Genomic DNA, 17,197 nt, shown 5'->3' with positions numbered 1-17,197 from the left:
GTTGCGTAAATCCACGTTTTTTAAGGTAAAGCCATGCACATGCAGCCGGTTGCCCATTCTGGCCTCTATCAACCCGATGAGTTTCGGGATAACTGTGGTTTTGGTTTGATTGCCCATATGCAAGGGCAAGCCAGTCATCACCTCGTACAAACTTCAATTCATAGTTTAAGTTGTATGACGCACCGTGGTGCGATTGCGGCCGACGGTAAAACGGGTGATGGTTGTGGTTTGTTATTAGCCATGCCACAAGCATTTTTCCGTGCTGTGGCGCAAGCAGAGTTTGGCGTAGCCTTAAATAGCTTGTTTGCGGCAGGTTTAATCTTTTTAAATGTTGATCCTGCGTTAGCGGCGAATGCCAAAAATATTTTAACCGCCGAAATCGAAAAAGAAGGTTTGTCAGTGGTTGGTTGGCGTGTTGTGCCAACCGATAAAAGTATTTTAGGTGAAATTGCTTTACGCACATTACCTGAATTTAATCATGTCTTTGTCAATGCACCCGAAGGCATGGCTGCGGTTGATTTTAATCGCAAATTATTTTTAGCGCGCCGTCGTGCCGAAGCGCAATTGACCAACGACCCTTTATTTTATGTCACTACCTTATCTTCGCAAGTGATTACCTATAAAGGTTTGGTAATGCCTGCGGACTTGCCAAGTTTTTATCAAGATTTACAAGATGAACGTTTGGCCTCACATATTGTCGTGTTCCACCAACGTTTTTCTACCAATACCTTGCCCAAATGGCCATTGGCTCAGCCATTCCGTTATTTGGCGCATAATGGTGAAATTAATACGATTATGGGTAACCGTAACTGGTCGGTTGCGCGTACCCCTAAATTTGAAAGTCCCTTGTTACCAGGTTTATTAGATTGCAAACCGTTGGTCAATCGTACAGGTTCTGACTCCTCTAGCTTAGATAATATGTTAGAGATTTTGGTTGGCGGTGGCATGAATTTATTCCGTGCCTTACGGATGTTAGTCCCGCCAGCATGGCAAAATGTCGAAACCATGGATGCCGATTTACGTGCTTTCTATGAATACAATTCTAAGCACATGGAAGCATGGGATGGCCCAGCAGGTTTAGTGATTCAAGATGGTCGCCATGCGATTTGTATGCTCGACCGTAACGGTTTGCGTCCTGCACGTTGGGTAATCACCAAAAATGGTTATATCACCTTAGCTTCTGAGATTGGCGTGTGGGATTATCAGCCTGACGATGTCGTGTCTAAAGGCCGTGTTGGGCCTGGCCAAATTTTAGTGGTTGATACCCAAACGGGCGAGTTATTGCGTACTGCAGACATTGACCAACGCTTAAAATCTGCCCATCCATACAGAACATGGTTACGTGACCAAGCGATTCGTTTAGAAAATGAAGAAGCCGTAGACAAACAAGGTTTAGGGCAAATGGATGCGGCTCAGCTCAAAACTTACCAAAAAATGTTCTTGGTGACGTTTGAAGAGCGTGACCAAATTATTCGTCCTTTGGCAGAAAGTGGTCAAGAAGCGGTTGGCTCAATGGGTGATGATACGCCAATGGCGGTATTGTCACGTCGTGTTCGCCATGTTGCGGATTATTTCCGTCAACAGTTTGCTCAAGTTACCAACCCACCGATTGACCCTTTGCGTGAAGCCATTGTCATGTCTTTAGAGACTTGCCTTGGCGCAGAAATGAATGTCTTTGAAGAAACCGCAGAACACGCACATCGGGCAATTTTGGCCAGTCCTGTGTTGTCTTATAGCAAGTTTCAACAAATTTTAGCCTTGAATGATACACAAGGTTATGCCAATGCTGTTATTGACTTGAACTATGCCGAGAGCGAAGGTTTACAAGCAGCCATTGCGCGTATTTGTGATGAAGCCGAAGCAGCGGTTAAAAATGGCAAAACCTTGTTGATTTTGTCAGATAAAAACATTCGCCCCAACTATTTACCTGCCAATGCTTTGTTGGCAACAGGTGCCGTACATCATCACTTAAGCAGTGTTGGTTTACGTTGTGATGCCAACATTATTGTGGAAACGGCAACCGCGCGTGATCCACATCATTTTGCCGTGTTATTAGGCTTTGGTGCAACGGCGATTTATCCGTACTTAGCGCACGAAATTATTGCCGACTTAGCACGTACAGGTGAAGTCTTAGGTGACCCCATTGAGGCACAAGCCTATTTCCGTAAAGGCATTAACAAAGGTTTGTTAAAAATCTTATCGAAGATGGGTATTTCTACCTTAGCGTCTTACCGTGCTGCGCAATTATTTGAAGCAGTGGGTTTGAGTGATGAAGTGGTGAAGACTTGCTTCAAAGGTGTACCAAGCCGTATTCAAGGGGCGCGTTTTGTTGATTTAGAAGACGACCAAAAACAATTGGCGGCTGATGCATGGAAAGACCGTAAGCCAATTGACCAAGGTGGTTTGCTCAAGTTTGTTTATGGCAAAGAATATCATGCCTTTAACCCAGACGTGATTAATGCCTTACATGATGCGGTTCGTTCGGGTGATTATAGCAAATATCAAGTGTATGCCGATTTGGTTAATGACCGTCCTGTAGCCACCATTCGTGACTTGTTAAAGTTAAAAACGGATAACAGCATTACGATTGATGACGTTGAGCCATTAGAGTCTATTTTGTCACGCTTTGACTCCGCAGGGATGTCTTTGGGTGCATTATCTCCCGAAGCGCACGAGTCGATTGCGATTGCAATGAATACCTTGGGCGGTCGTTCCAATTCGGGTGAGGGTGGTGAAGACCCTGCACGTTATGGCACGCTGAAAAACTCGAAAATCAAACAAGTGGCTTCTGGTCGTTTTGGTGTGACACCTGCCTATTTAACCTCTGCCGAAGTATTGCAGATTAAAGTGGCACAAGGTGCTAAACCCGGTGAAGGTGGTCAGTTACCTGGTGGTAAAGTAAATGCTTTGATTGCGCGTTTACGTCACTCTGTACCGGGTGTTACCTTGATTTCGCCCCCACCACACCATGATATTTATTCGATTGAAGACTTATCACAGTTAATTTTTGACTTAAAACAAGTTAACCCCAGTGCTTTAGTGTCGGTTAAGTTAGTATCTGAACCCGGTGTGGGAACAATTGCCGCAGGTGTGGCCAAAGCGTATGCCGATTTGATTACCATTTCTGGTTATGATGGTGGTACAGCCGCATCGCCCTTATCGTCAATTCATTATGCAGGTTCTCCGTGGGAGTTAGGTTTATCCGAAGCTCACCAAGCCTTACGCATCAATGATTTGCGTGGCAAAGTGCGTGTACAAACCGATGGTGGTTTAAAAACGGGTTTAGACGTTGTTAAAGCCGCTATTTTAGGTGCTGAGTCCTTCGGTTTTGGTTCGACACCGATGATTGCTTTGGGTTGTAAATACTTGCGTATTTGTCACTTAAACAACTGTGCAACGGGTGTTGCGACTCAACAAGACAAGTTACGCGCCAACCATTATGTGGGCGAGCCAGAAATGTTAATGAACTTCTTTAAGTTCGTTGCCCAAGAAGCGCGTTATTGGTTAGCACAATTGGGTGTACGTTCTGTTGCTGAATTAATTGGTCGTACCGATTTGTTAGAAATGATTGAAGGTCAAACTGTAAAACAACAGCATTTAGATTTAATGCCTTTGTTGAAAAATGACCATATCACTGCTGACAAACCACAATATTGCTTGCAGCCCAAAAATGCACCCTTTGATAAAGGTGTGTTGGCTGAACAAATGGTTGCTGAAATTCTTCCTGCTATTCAAAGCAAAGCAGGTGGTGAGTTTAGTTTCAAAGTAGGCAACTGTGACCGCTCAATTGGTGCGCGTTTAAGTGGTGAAATCGCTAAAGTTCATGGTGACCAAGGCATGAGTGATGCACCGATTACCGTTAACTTAACAGGTACAGCAGGTCAAAGTTTTGGTGTTTGGAACGCAGGCGGCTTAAATTTAGTGCTAGAAGGTGATGCTAACGACTACGTTGGTAAAGGCATGACTGGCGGTAAATTAGTGATTTACCCACCTAAAGGTTCTCCTTTCAAAACGCAAGATACCGCAATCATTGGTAACACCTGTTTGTATGGTGCAACTGGCGGTAAGTTATTTGCAGCGGGCACAGCAGGTGAGCGTTTTGCAGTGCGTAACTCAGGTGCTCATGCGGTTATCGAAGGTGCAGGCGATCACTGTTGTGAATACATGACAGGTGGTTTAGTCACGGTATTAGGCCGTACAGGTCTAAACTTTGGTGCAGGTATGACGGGTGGTTTTGCTTATGTGTTGGATTTAGAAGGTGACTTCTATGACCGTTGTAACCATGAGTTAATCGAAATTCATCGTATTAGCACTGAAGCAATGGAAGCTCATCGTCATCATTTGCGCAGTGTGTTAACCGACTATGTTAACGAAACGCAAAGTGCGTGGGGTCAAGAATTGTTGGCCGAGTTTGAGTCTTATCAGCGTAAATTCTGGTTAGTGAAGCCAAAGGCCGCTAACATCAAAGAGTTGCTGAAAAATACTCGTGCTAATCCACAGTAATTATTGTTAGTTCCTCCCCCTAAAATAGGGGGATGGAATTATAAGCTAAGCTAGCTAGATTTATATTGAGGCAAGGCCATGGCAGAACGCCTAAATAACGACTTTCAATTCTTAGACGTCGCGCGGCATGACCCCGCAAAAAAAGATATCGCTGTTCGCAAAAGCGAATATGTAGAGATTTATCACTCTTTTACTAAAGTAGAAGTAGGCGAACAAGCACATCGTTGCTTAGCTTGTGGTAATCCTTACTGTGAATGGAAATGTCCTGTTCACAACTATATTCCCAACTGGTTAAAGTTAATCTCTGAAGGTAATATTTTTGGTGCAGCAGAATTATGTCACCAAACTAATACCTTGCCTGAAGTGTGTGGCCGTGTGTGTCCACAAGACCGTTTATGTGAAGGTGCTTGTACCTTAAATGATGGTTTTGGTGCAGTGACTATTGGTAACACTGAAAAATATATCGTTGATACCGCCTTTGCCATGGGCTGGCGGCCTGATATGTCCAAAGTTAAATGGACAAACAAACGTGTTGCTATTATTGGTGCAGGCCCCGCAGGTTTGGGTTGTGCCGATGTATTGGTGCGTAGCGGCGTTAAACCTGTTGTATTTGATAAAAACCCCGAAATTGGTGGTTTGTTAACCTTTGGTATTCCTGAATTTAAAATGGAAAAAAGTGTGATGTCTCGTCGTCGCACCATCTTTACCGATATGGGTATTGAATTCCGTTTAAATACCGAAGTGGGTAAAGACGTTCAATTCACTGATTTGCTCAATGAATTTGATGCCGTGTTTTTGGGTATGGGTACTTACACCTATATGAAAGGCGGTTTTGCGGGCGAAGATTTACCGAATGTCTATGACGCTTTAGATTTCTTGATTGCCAACGTCAACCATAACAATGGTTGGGAAAAAGACGCTAACGATTTTATCTCCATGAAAGGTAAAAAAGTGGTGGTCTTAGGCGGTGGTGATACGGCAATGGACTGTAACCGTACCTCTATTCGTCAAGGTGCAGAAGCGGTCACTTGTGCTTATCGCCGTGATGAAGAAAATATGCCCGGTTCACGCCGTGAAGTAAACAATGCGCGTGAAGAAGGCGTAAACTTCTTGTTTAATCGTCAACCGATTGAAATTATGGGTGATGCAAACGGTGTAACTGGCGTAAAAGTGGTTGAAACTCGTTTAGGTACACCAGATGCGCGTGGTCGCCGTAGCCCAGAGCCAATTCCAAACTCTGAGCAAGTATTACCTGCCGATGCGGTGATTTTGGCCTTTGGTTTCCGCCCAAGTCCTGCACCGTGGTTTGCTGATGTCGGTATTAATTTAGACAATAGTGGTCGTGTCGTTGCACCCGAAGCTGCTCAATTTAAGTTCCAAACCAGTAACCCGAAAATTTTTGCGGGTGGTGATATGGTACGTGGTTCTGACCTCGTGGTAACGGCGATTTGGGAAGGTCGTCAAGCTGCCGAAGGTATTTTGGATTATTTAGACATTTAAGTTTAATGCCATAGACCAGATAAAAAGGCGCAGAAATGCGCCTTTTTTATTATAAAAAAGGTTTAATCATGCAAAAAAAATGTTCGGTTTGTGGTGTGGCTTTTGCTTGTGGCAATACTGGCCAGCAAGCCTGTTGGTGCAGTCAATATCCTGCACTTATGCCAGTGATAGAAGGTCAAGATTGTTATTGTTCAAACTGTTTAACAAATATCATCAAAGAAAAAATTAGCGATTTTGTGCAACATAATCCTGTAAACATGGCAATTCCTAAGCAATATCACAATATACAACTGATTGAAGATATTGATTATTATCTCGAAAATGGCAATTTTGTCTTTACAGAGTGGTATCACCGTAAACGTGGTTCTTGTTGTGGTAATGGTTGCCGACATTGTCCTTATCAACATATCAATGTGAAATCCAAAAAATGAAAAAAGCGATTTTTTGTTGGAGTGGTGGCAAAGATTCTGCTTATGCCTTACACCAAATTTTGCAAGCAGGTGAGTATGAGGTTAAGTATTTATTAACCACAATTAATGGTGAGTTTCAGCGTATTTCTATGCACGGTGTGCGTGAGTCTTTGTTAGAGCAACAAGCCGTAGCGATTGGTATTCCTTTATTAAAAGTAAATGTTTATCAAGATTCAAATAGTGAATATGAACAACAAATGGCACAAACGCTATTACAGGCAAAAGCCGAAGGTATTACTCATGTCATTTTTGGCGATATTTTTTTAGCCGATTTACGCGCTTATCGCGAAAAAAACTTGGCGCAAGTGGGTTTAGAAGCGGTTTTTCCGTTATGGCAAAAAAATACGACACAATTGATTAATGATTTTATGGCTCAAGGTTTTAAAACCATTACCTGTTGTGTTAGCGATGCTTATTTGGATGAGCAATGGGTCGGGCGCGACATTAATCAGCAATTTGTTGCTGAGTTACCTACTCAAGTGGATGCTTGTGGTGAAAATGGCGAATATCATACGTTTTGCTATGATGCGCCTTATTTTAAACAGCCTATTGCTTTTGAGCTGGGTGAAAAAGTGTATAAGCCGTTAGTAATTAAAAGCACCGATGCGGTTTGTAGCAGCGATAATCAAACCCAAGGCTTTTGGTTTTGTGATTTAATAGCGCATTCTATTTCGCCATAAAGTTAGGGTTATTATGTCTGAACTTAAAAATGACCGTTTTTTACGTGCCTTATTACGTGAACCTGTGGATGTCACACCTGTTTGGATGATGCGTCAAGCAGGACGTTATTTGCCAGAATACCGCGCCACGCGCCAACAGGCAGGCGACTTTATGGCTTTATGTAAAAACCCACAGTTGGCGTGTGAAGTCACCTTACAACCCTTAGAGCGTTATCCTTTAGATGCGGCAATTTTATTCTCCGATATTTTGACTGTGCCTGATGCAATGGGTTTAGGCTTGTATTTTGAAACAGGCGAAGGCCCTCGTTTTAAAAAGACGGTTAAAACCGAAGCGGATGTTGTCGCGTTGCCCATTCCGAATGCTGAAAAAGATTTAGACTATGTCATTAATGCTGTCAAAACCATTCGTGGCGCGCTCAATGGTCGTGTGCCGTTAATTGGTTTTTCGGGCAGTCCGTGGACATTAGCCACCTATATGATTGAAGGTGGGTCGAGTAAGGATTTTCGTGCTGCAAAAAATATGATGTATCAACAACCACAAGTGTTGCATATGTTGTTAGATAAATTAGCCGTATCGATTATTGATTATTTAAATGCGCAGATTCGTGCAGGTGCACAAGCTGTACAAATTTTTGATAGTTGGGGTGGGGCATTATCAGCCGCCGCTTGCCAAGAGTTTTCTTTAGCTTATATGAAAAAAATCATTGATGGCTTAATCAAAGAGCATGATGGTCGCAAAGTACCTGTGATTTTGTTTACTAAAGGTGGCGGTTTGTGGCTTGAGTCAATGGCAACAACAGGTGCAGATGCTTTAGGCTTAGACTGGACAATAGATATTGGTGCTGCCCGTCAGCGTGTCGGCAGTAAAGTCGCTTTACAAGGCAATATGGACCCTTCAGTGTTATATGGCAGTCCACAACGTATTCGTGACGAAGTTGCACATATCTTAGCCAGTTTTGGTCACGGTGAAGGTCATGTGATGAATTTAGGTCATGGTATTGACCAACATACGAATCCTCAACATGCGGGTGAATTTATTCGTGCAGTTCATGAGTTGAGTGCACCATATCATCAGTCTTAGTGCAAGTTATGCACTTGCCTTGATGTGTTGTTAAATAATGCCATTATTTAGTGCAAGGCTAGATAATGGCTTTTTCTTTTTATAGGGCATGTCCGATATAGCTCAGCACGACTTTAGCCGACTAAAACTCAAATCTAAATAAAAAATAGACAGTTAGTCGATGCACTATAACAATGCAAAATGAGTTAAAACGGGGCATGTAAAAAATACTATCAATTGGCCTCTATTTTGCATTGTATTTGCTGAATTGCTAATTGGAGTTTTCGTTCATGAAATGGCCTCTTGATAAGTTGCCTCTTTACTTACTTGCAACAGTCATGTTGATGCCGTTCTCAGCCTATGCAGAAACGGCACCGTATGTCACGACGATGGATAAAATTAGTGCAGGTGATACCGCATGGATGTTAGCTTCGACCGCTTTAGTATTATTGATGACTATTCCCGGTTTGGCCTTATTTTATAGTGGGATGGTGCGCAAGAAAAATGTCTTGAGTACCGCTTTACAGAGCTTTGCAATTTGCGCCTTAGTCACCGTTGTATGGGTGGTAATTGGTTATAGTTTGGCATTTACACCGGGTTCTACGCCTTATTTGGGTGGCCTAGACCGCATGTTTTTAGAAGGTTTATCTTTTGATAAAGTCGAAGGTACTTTATCGGTGAGTCATGTTGCGCCTACCATTCCAGAATCCGTATTAGTGATGTTCCAGTTAACTTTTGCCATTATTACGCCTGCATTAATTACAGGCGCATTTGCTGAACGTATGCGTTTTAGTGCGATTGTTATCTTTATGGTCTTATGGTCTGTATTAGTCTATGCCCCTGTAGCGCATTGGGTTTGGGAACCTAGTGGTTGGTTGGCTAGTATGGGCGCGCTAGATTTTGCAGGGGGGACAGTCGTGCATATTAACGCAGGTGCGGCTGGTTTAGTGTGTGCTTATATGTTGGGTAAGCGCTTAGGTTATGGCAAAGAACCCTTTTTCCCCAATAATTTGGTTTACACCCTAATGGGGGCTTCCTTACTGTGGGTGGGCTGGTTTGGCTTTAATGCAGGCTCTGCATTGGCAGCAGACGGTCGTGCAGGGATGGCAATGCTAGTGACACAAGTAGCTGCTTCTACAGGTGCACTTGCTTGGATGTTTGTTGAGTGGGTACGTCGTGCTAAAGCCTCGTTATTGGGTGCTTGTTCGGGTGCGGTGGCTGGTTTAGTCGCCATTACACCTGCCTCTGGTTTTGTCGATGTACAGTCTGCTCTACTGATTGGTGTGATTGCAGGTGTGAGCTGTTATTGGGGTGCAACTGGCCTAAAACGTATGCTAGGTGCCGATGACTCTTTAGATGTGTTTGGTATTCACGGTATCGGTGGTATTGTCGGGGCATTACTGACAGGTATCTTTGCGCAAAAGCAGTTATCAGGTTTGGACGTCAGCTTTTCCGCACAAGCGATTGGCGCGTTTGCGACCCTGTTTTACAGTATTATCGTATCATGGATTATTCTAACCCTGATTGATTGGACAATTGGTTTACGGGTAGATGCCGAACACGAAAGTGTAGGCTTGGATTTAACTCAACATGGTGAACACTTACCTTAGGGGCAGTGGATTGCCATCTTATTGCAGTATTAGTTGCTTAAACTCATCTACCGTGGCCTGTGAACCACAGTATGTATGGGTTGCTAATACTGCTGTCAACGCGTTAGTACCTGTTTGAGGGGCGTGCTCTTAAACGGTGTAGGGTATGAGGGTTAATACCGTATTGATGGCAAGGATAGTAGCAATAACCGAACCCTAATTTATGTTTCTTCACATTCACGGAGAAATAACATCATGAATGAAGCGATTATCAATCCCGAAGTCTTTAGTTTGGCTTCTCAATTATATGTGCGTATGCGTCGTTTTGGACGAGTCGTTGATGCTGTATATATGGCACAAAACAATGAATACGCGCATGAAATTTTGCGTATTGCGGCGCGTGAAACCGATGCCGAAATTTTGGATATTGTGGCGCGTTTTGAGGCTTTGCTAGCGCGTACCGAAGAAAAGGCTAAGCCTGTGGCTGTCACTCCAACAGTGGTAGAGCCTCAAGTACCCGTTCTTGATGATATGGTTCATCACAAAGAACCCGAAAAAGAAAAGCTGGATATTTTTAGTATGACCTTAAGACCATTACGCAAAAAACAGGTGACTTTACCTGAAATCCCTGTGGCAGAAGTGGTGGTGCATAAAGAGGAAATCGAGGAGGAAGTCGCGCATCACTATATTGGTGCCTTACGTTAAGATGAGATTATTTAAACTTCACTCAGTCATAGGTGATAAACACAACGTTTTTGGGTAGGCACAGCAAGCCTTTGCTGTGCTTTTTTTTGGCGCGTGTGTCTTTATTCCGCTTCAATAAATTCAACAAACTCACGAATATACGCGCTGATTTCATCGGGATGCGAGAGTTGCACCCAGTGCTCTGCCTCAATTTCTTTACGCCATACACGGCTTGCCCAACGGGGTAAATAGTCAAATAGGGCGGGTGTGACAAATTTATCTTGGGTGGGAATAATCAGTTGAATCGGCAGGTCGGTGGTACGTATTTGAGGCTTAAATAGGCGCTCAATAAAATTCGCTCTATACAACTTGACGCCGTGTTTACCATCATTGGCTTGTGTAGGAAACAAGTCGGCGACTAATTGACGGTGTAAACGGGCAATAGCAAGAGGCCATTTATTAAACGCCACTCGCCATGTCAATTGACCTGCTAAGGGGAAATGAAAGGCGGCAATGTACCAAGAATGCAGTAACTGATTAAGGATTTTTACTCTATCTTCATGGCTGCCACGTCGTAGCCCTTCACCCATCCAATAAGCGGCATGGTCTAAACTCGGGCCAGAAATAGAGCTAAAAGACGCAATACGATGTTGTAAGCGTGGCGTAGTAACGGCCTCCCAACATTGAATTGACCCCCAATCATGGCCAACTAAATGCACTTTTTGTGCGGGGCTGACATAATCAATCACGGCCGCTAAGTCTTCAACCAAACACGGTATCTTATACTCGGCAGTTGTCGTCGCGATATCCGATTGACCCGCCCCGCGTACATCATAAGCAACGACTTTAAATAACGGACTTAAACGTTCGGCAATTTGTTGCCAAACCAGACTATTATCAGGAAAGCCATGTACTAGCACTAAGGTGGGAGCAAAGGGATTGGGGTTATCCCAAAGTCGTACATGCAGTTTTATTGCACTAGGTGTTGAAATATAAAAAGACAGCATCATTATGTTTCGTTGATTGTGAGCAGAGGAGTGGCAGTCGCACAGTTTACTGAGCCTAAATCAAACTAGCAAATCAGAGACTAGGATTTGTGGGGTTTATCTAAACCATAGTGTTGAATAATGGTTTTAAGCCGTTGATGATACGGTGATATAGGGTTTGGATGACGATTTAGACTATTCACAAATTGCGCTGTGCTAACCTTGCCATGCTGACGTATTGTTAAGCGTAGTTGTCTGAAGGTCTGATACTCATCGCTTGTATTTAGACGCTTAGCATAATCTTGTAACGCGTCAGATAATCTGGCTGTGCAACGTGCAGAACAGGGAATACCAAAAGGATTGGAGATTTTGTACGAGCTAAGTCCAGACTCCATGAGTGCTTGAGCGACAATGACCGACGTAGGTAAATAGTCCACACGACTGAGTAGTGTCTCAAAAAAGAGTTTATCTCCTCGTTGTTGGGGAGCTAATTGGTAGTCATCTGCCATTTTTTTGAGCCAATTAAAATCGCTTTCCGAAATATCATCTTCGTTGAGGTAGCGTTGTGCAATGACAGTAATACGTTGTCGTTGGTGGAGTATCTGTTGATTATAAAGCGCGATGGCTTGCTCAAGCGGGTAGATAGCAGGCTGTGGGGTGGTTGCTGCACTGCTATGAACAGGCGAAAAACCACATAGCAGCAGACTTAATATACCGTATATTGGCAGGCAACGAGATAGCATCATATCAAGGCTTAGACAGGTTGAAACAAACTATGACGAAGCGCTTACAGGATATAAACGCCTCGTAAAAACAGTTAGTTGCCTTTGCTGTCGCATTTCATGGCTTTTTTCCATGCATTGATTTCTTGTTGAGAACCAAACACTTGGTCAACCACACTGAGATTACCAATTTGTGGTGCATAAGCCTTAGCACCGGGAATGGTCATATCTTGAGCTAAGGTGACGAGCATCGCCTTCATCCGTTCTGGCTGATAAATTTCTTGGCGATGTTGGACGATGTAGGCGTAGTCACCACGACGGAAAATAAAGAAACCATAATAGACGGTATTATCTAGGGCATCAGGTGGTACGGCCTCTTTGTACATTTCGAGGCTCATAATCGTTAACAAGCCTTCGCCAACGGTACTATTCACCGTATCGCGAAATAGTACTTTATTACTACGAATGGATTTTTGCTTAGTAATCACTTCATTTTGATAGTAGTTAATTACTAATTCGTTGAGGGTACGGTCATTCGCAAAGGAGGGGGCACGTACACTGGGATGTTCAATAAAGTTTAAGTAGTCGACGCGAAAAAAGCGGTTTTTAGAGTCCCACAGGTTTAAGCTGCCCCCATAAGGCTCACACTGTTCACTCATTGAGATATGGCCTTGTAAGGCGGTACTACTGAGGTTGAGTGTATAAGCATTTGATGGGGAATGATAAAAGGCTTGCATTTGGGGCTGGGGGGTATGTGCACAGCCACCCAGTACCATACTGGCTAAAAACGCTAAACCGAGCCATCCGCGATTCATTATTTTCTCCTCGTCTACTTAATCGAACTATGCTTAAGACTCTAATTCAGTCCAACGCTCTAAGAGCAGCAATAGTTCTTCTTCGATATCCGCTAAACGCTGACTTGCCTGAAGGGCATCTTGAGCCTGTTTAATAAAAAAGTCAGCATCGTTTAATTTCGTTTGTAAAGCGTGTTGTTCTTGTTCTAAGGCCGCAATTTTTTGTGGCAAGGCGTCAAGTTCACGTTGCTCATTGTAACTGAGTTTACGTTTAGAAATTGTGGCTTTTTCTTTGTTTTGCTCAGCAATTGGCGTTGCTATACTATTTTTTTGTGCCGACACATGAGGCTTAGTTGCTGAGTGTACCGTTTTTTGTGCCGTTTGTCGTAACCAATCGTGATAGCCGCCAATAAATTCTTCAACAACCGCATTACCCATAAATGCCCATGTACTCGTAACGACATTATCTAAAAATGCGCGGTCATGGCTAATCAATAATAAAGTACCTTGATAATTCATTAACCGTTCTTCGAGTAGCTCTAGCGTTTCGATGTCTAAATCGTTGGTGGGTTCGTCCATTACTAAGACATTTGACGGTTTGCTAAACAAACGTGCTAATAAAACACGGTTACGCTCACCACCAGAGAGTGCCTTGACAGGCGTACGCGCCCGTTGCGGAGAGAATAAAAAATCTTGGAGATAACTCAACGCGTGTTTGCGTTCGCCATTGATGTCTAAAAAGTCCGAACCATGAGCAATATTTTCCAGTACACTTTTTTCTTCATCTAACTGGTTACGTAATTGGTCAAAATAAGCAACTTCTAATTTGGTTCCCACCTTGACTTGACCCGATGCCGCAGGCGATTCGCCTAATAAAGCCCGAATCAGACTGGTTTTGCCGACCCCATTTTCGCCCAATAAGCCAATTTTATCGCCACGCATCACGGTGCTGCTAAAATCGTTGACTAAGAGTTTGTCGCCTGCTTTGACAACCAGACGATGAATATCAAATACGACTTTGCCTGATTTATCCGCTTCTTGGATGCTAACCTGTGCATGACCGATACGCTCGCGTCGTTGTGCACGCTCTTTGCGTAGCTCAATTAATGCGCGAACGCGGCCTTCATTACGCGTACGTCGTGCTTTAATCCCTTGTCTAATCCAGACTTCTTCTTCGGCCAGTTTTTTATCAAATAAGGCATTTTGTTTGGCTTCTGCCTCAAGTAGCTGCGGCTTTTCGGCTAAGTATTGGCTATAGCTGCCTGTAAAGCTGCGTAACTGGCCACGGTCGAGTTCGACAACACGGGTGGCCACTTTGTCGATAAAGGCGCGGTCGTGACTAATAAAAATCACCGTACCGTTATAACTGGCGAGAAAATTTTCTAGCCATTGAATGCTGTTGACATCTAAATGGTTTGTAGGCTCATCGAGTAATAAAATATCAGGCTCTTGAACTAAGGCACGCGCTAACATCACCCGACGTTTGCGGCCACCCGATAGACTGGCAAGACTGGCATTGCCGTCAAGCTCCATCCGACTGAGCACTTGTTCTACTTTATGTTGTAAAGACCAACAATCTTGGCTGTCCATTTCGGCTTGTATATCGCCAAGTGCTAAACAAGCGTCTGTATCTCCGTGCTGACACGCAAGATTGAGGTGATGATATTGTTGTAATAATTGTGCAGCCTGCCCTAAACCGCCTGCCACAATCTCAAAAACATCGCCTGTTAAGCTGTGGGGGACTTCTTGAGCTAAGTTTGCGATGATAAGTCCTTGTTGGCGACTCATTTCACCGCTATCAGGATGGTGTTCCTCGTTAATTAGCTTGAGTAGACTGGATTTACCTTCACCATTACGGCCAAGAATACAAACACGCTCGCCGCGTTCTAAGCTAAACTCGACTTGATGCAGTAGAGCTGGCCCACCAAAGCTCAAAGAGACAGCGCGTAACGTTAATAAAGCCATAATGGTATAATTTCCCAAAAAATATCGGTGAGCATGGTAACAAAATCAGGGTGGTCAACAAAGTATTAGCCACGACATCTCTACAATTCGGTCAATGTTAAACCCAAAAAGAGTACAGTATGGAACAACGTATTATTGATTTAGAAATTAAGCAGGCGTTTCAAGAGGAGCTACTCGACACACTGAATCGTATTGTCATCGAGCAGCAACAACAAATCACCTTATTACAAGCGCAAGTGAAATTGGTGTATCAGCAGTTAAAGTCCTTACAACCCTCTAATATTGCCTTGTCTACAGAAGATGCACCACCCCCACATTATTAACGCGCTCTTTCTAGAAATGAGGGGAGTGATGCGTTAGGATGATAATACGCCCTATACTGCCATGATATGACAGATTGTTCTTAACAAAGTTATCACGCGACTGGCAGTGCTTTTATCACCGAGACATGACAGGAGAGTAGTGCATGCATGCAGCAGGATTTATACAAGATTTAGCCGTTATTATGATTGTAGCGGGTATCGTCACCCTCATTTTTCATCGGTTTAAGCAACCTGTTGTCTTGGGATATATTTTGGCAGGCGTGATTATTGGCCCGCATACACCACCATTTTCATTAATTCATGAGCAAGATACGGTACATACACTCGCAGAATTAGGCGTGATGTTTTTGTTATTTTCCTTAGGATTGGAATTTAATATCAAAAAACTAGCACGCGTGGGGGTGGCGGCTGTTGTGGCAGGTATTGCTGAAATTGTGGTGATGATGTGGCTAGGCTACCAAATTGGTCGATGGTTTGGTTGGCAAAATATGGATGCGTTGTTTTTGGGCGCGATGCTCGCCATTTCATCCACCACTATTATTATCAAGGCCTTAGAAGAGTTAAACTTAAAGCATCACCGTTTTGCACAGTTAATTTTTGGTATTTTAATTGTCGAAGATATTTTGGCGATTGCCATGATTGTGTTATTGACAGGGATTGCCACCAGTGGCGCACTCAGTACGACGGCCGTGATGGCAACTTTAGGCGAGTTGACACTGTTTATGGTGGTGTCTTTAGTGGTTGGTATTCTGACGATTCCACGTTTGCTTAACTATATTGATGCGTTCAAAAGCCAAGAAATGTTACTGATTTCGGTATTGGGTTTATTGTTTGGTTTTTGCTTATTGGTGGTTAAGCTCGAATACAGTATGGCTTTAGGCGCGTTTGTGATTGGGGCAATTATTGCCGAGTCGCGTCAAGTCAAAAAGATAGAGCATTTAATCGAGCCGATTCGCGATATGTTTAGTGCCATCTTTTTTGTGGCAATTGGTTTACTCTTTAATCCGAGCGTATTGTTTGAATATACCATTCCGATTATTGTCATTACGGTTGCCGTCGTGGTGGGTAAGGTAGTGAGTTGTAGTGTTGGCGCATTTGTCGCGGGGCAAGATGGTCGTACCTCGATGCGTATTGGGATGGGCTTGGCACAAATAGGTGAGTTTTCCTTTATTATTGCCTCGTTAGGCATTACCTTACATGTGACCAGCGATTTCTTATATCCCATTGCGGTTGCTGTGGCCGCTATTACCACCTTGTTGACCCCTTATCTGATTCGTGGTGCCGACCCCATAGGCCAAAAACTGGCGACATGGATGCCTGCTAAAGTGATTCACGTGGCAACCGCTTACACAACATGGCTGCAAAATATTCAGCCGCAAGGCGACAGTGTGATGATAGCAAAAATTATCCGCCGTATTTTGATTCATGTTTTTGTCAATTTTGCGTTAGTCGTGGCTATTTTTATCAGTTGTGCCTACTTTATGGATGTGGTCGAAAGTTATGTGCCGTCATTAACCATCTTTGCAGGTTTAGAAAAAGCCGTGGTGTGGAGCGGTGCTTTGTTAGCTTCTTTGCCTTTCCTCATTGCTGCCTATCGCAAACTTAAAGCCTTGAGTATGTTATTAGCCGAAATGAGCGTAAAGCCAGACAAAGCAGGACAATATAATGTACAAGCACGTACTATTATTTCTGAGGTGATTCCAATCGTCGCTATTTTAGTGATGTTACTGTTAATCTCGGCGTTAAGCTCTAGTATTTTGCCACCTGCGAATTTGTTGGTGGCGGTACTCGTGCTATTTGCCGTACTTGTGCCGTTATTATGGGGACGTTTTGTCCGTTTACACTCACGGTTACAAATTGCCTTGATAGAAACCTTAGATGATGATTCGCAAGCACATTAACGGTGGGGATTGCGGATATA

Annotated in this window: 13 protein-coding genes; 9 read left to right on the top strand and 4 right to left on the bottom strand. The window is 43.5% G+C overall.

The genetic code is table 11. The features are described from left to right. Positions 1-33 precede the first annotated feature (33 nt). The 7 genes from gltB (at position 34) to C8N29_RS06370 (ending at position 10,507) form a co-directional block, all read left to right on the top strand. Entirely contained in the window at positions 34-4,503 is a 4,470-nt protein-coding gene (gene gltB / locus C8N29_RS06400; protein ID WP_107865225.1) for a glutamate synthase large subunit, read from the top strand. 78 nt (positions 4,504-4,581) lie between these two features. After that, entirely contained in the window at positions 4,582-6,003 is a 1,422-nt protein-coding gene (locus C8N29_RS06395; protein WP_107865224.1) for an FAD-dependent oxidoreductase, read from the top strand. A 68-nt stretch (positions 6,004-6,071) separates the two neighbouring features. Next, on the top strand, positions 6,072-6,434 hold the full coding sequence (locus C8N29_RS06390; protein ID WP_107865427.1) for a DUF5522 domain-containing protein: 363 nt from the start codon (positions 6,072-6,074) through the stop codon (positions 6,432-6,434). Further along, positions 6,431-7,153: a Dph6-related ATP pyrophosphatase gene (locus tag C8N29_RS06385; RefSeq protein ID WP_107865223.1), complete on the top strand. Its 723-nt coding sequence runs from the start codon at positions 6,431-6,433 to the stop codon at positions 7,151-7,153. Before C8N29_RS06390 ends, C8N29_RS06385 begins: the two co-directional genes overlap by 4 nt. A gap of 13 nt (positions 7,154-7,166) precedes the next feature. Next, positions 7,167-8,234: a uroporphyrinogen decarboxylase gene (gene hemE / locus C8N29_RS06380; protein WP_107865222.1), complete on the top strand. Its 1,068-nt coding sequence runs from the start codon at positions 7,167-7,169 to the stop codon at positions 8,232-8,234. Positions 8,235-8,557: 323 nt separating this feature from the next. Further along, a complete protein-coding gene (locus C8N29_RS06375) occupies positions 8,558-9,823 on the top strand; it encodes an ammonium transporter (RefSeq protein ID WP_420836652.1) in 1,266 nt (421 codons plus the stop codon). A 234-nt stretch (positions 9,824-10,057) separates the two neighbouring features. Further along, the gene (locus tag C8N29_RS06370) at positions 10,058-10,507 is read left to right on the top strand and encodes a hypothetical protein (RefSeq protein ID WP_107865220.1); all 450 of its coding nucleotides are present in this window, start codon (positions 10,058-10,060) and stop codon (positions 10,505-10,507) included. A 101-nt stretch (positions 10,508-10,608) separates the two neighbouring features. On the opposite strand, the gene C8N29_RS06365 is transcribed toward C8N29_RS06370, so the two are convergent. The 4 genes from C8N29_RS06365 to C8N29_RS06350 all read right to left on the bottom strand — a co-directional run bounded on the left by C8N29_RS06365 (position 10,609) and on the right by C8N29_RS06350 (position 14,953). Further along, positions 10,609-11,496, bottom strand: a complete 888-nt coding sequence (locus C8N29_RS06365; RefSeq protein ID WP_107865219.1) for an alpha/beta fold hydrolase — start codon at positions 11,494-11,496, stop codon at positions 10,609-10,611. Between the two features lie 77 nt (positions 11,497-11,573). Next, positions 11,574-12,218 (bottom strand): glucosaminidase domain-containing protein, encoded by a 645-nt coding sequence (locus C8N29_RS06360; RefSeq protein WP_107865218.1) that lies wholly within the window; start codon positions 12,216-12,218, stop codon positions 11,574-11,576. Between the two features lie 71 nt (positions 12,219-12,289). Next, positions 12,290-13,009 carry a hypothetical protein gene (locus C8N29_RS06355; protein ID WP_107865217.1) on the bottom strand — a complete coding sequence of 240 codons (720 nt, stop codon included), beginning with the start codon at positions 13,007-13,009 and terminating at the stop codon, positions 12,290-12,292. Between the two features lie 33 nt (positions 13,010-13,042). After that, the gene (locus C8N29_RS06350) at positions 13,043-14,953 is read right to left on the bottom strand and encodes an ATP-binding cassette domain-containing protein (protein ID WP_107865216.1); all 1,911 of its coding nucleotides are present in this window, start codon (positions 14,951-14,953) and stop codon (positions 13,043-13,045) included. Positions 14,954-15,072: 119 nt separating this feature from the next. Here C8N29_RS06350 and C8N29_RS06345 point away from each other — a divergent pair, with 119 nt between their 5' ends. Together C8N29_RS06345 and C8N29_RS06340 are read left to right on the top strand one after the other, a co-directional pair. Further along, entirely contained in the window at positions 15,073-15,276 is a 204-nt protein-coding gene (locus tag C8N29_RS06345; RefSeq protein WP_107865215.1) for a SlyX family protein, read from the top strand. 143 nt (positions 15,277-15,419) lie between these two features. Next, the gene (locus C8N29_RS06340; RefSeq protein ID WP_107865214.1) at positions 15,420-17,177 is read left to right on the top strand and encodes a cation:proton antiporter; all 1,758 of its coding nucleotides are present in this window, start codon (positions 15,420-15,422) and stop codon (positions 17,175-17,177) included. Positions 17,178-17,197: the final 20 nt, after the last annotated feature.

The organism is Agitococcus lubricus, from assembly GCF_003051055.1.
Taxonomy (GTDB): Bacteria; Pseudomonadota; Gammaproteobacteria; order Pseudomonadales; family Moraxellaceae; genus Agitococcus; species Agitococcus lubricus.
This window is presented reverse-complemented; position numbering and strand designations above follow the sequence as displayed.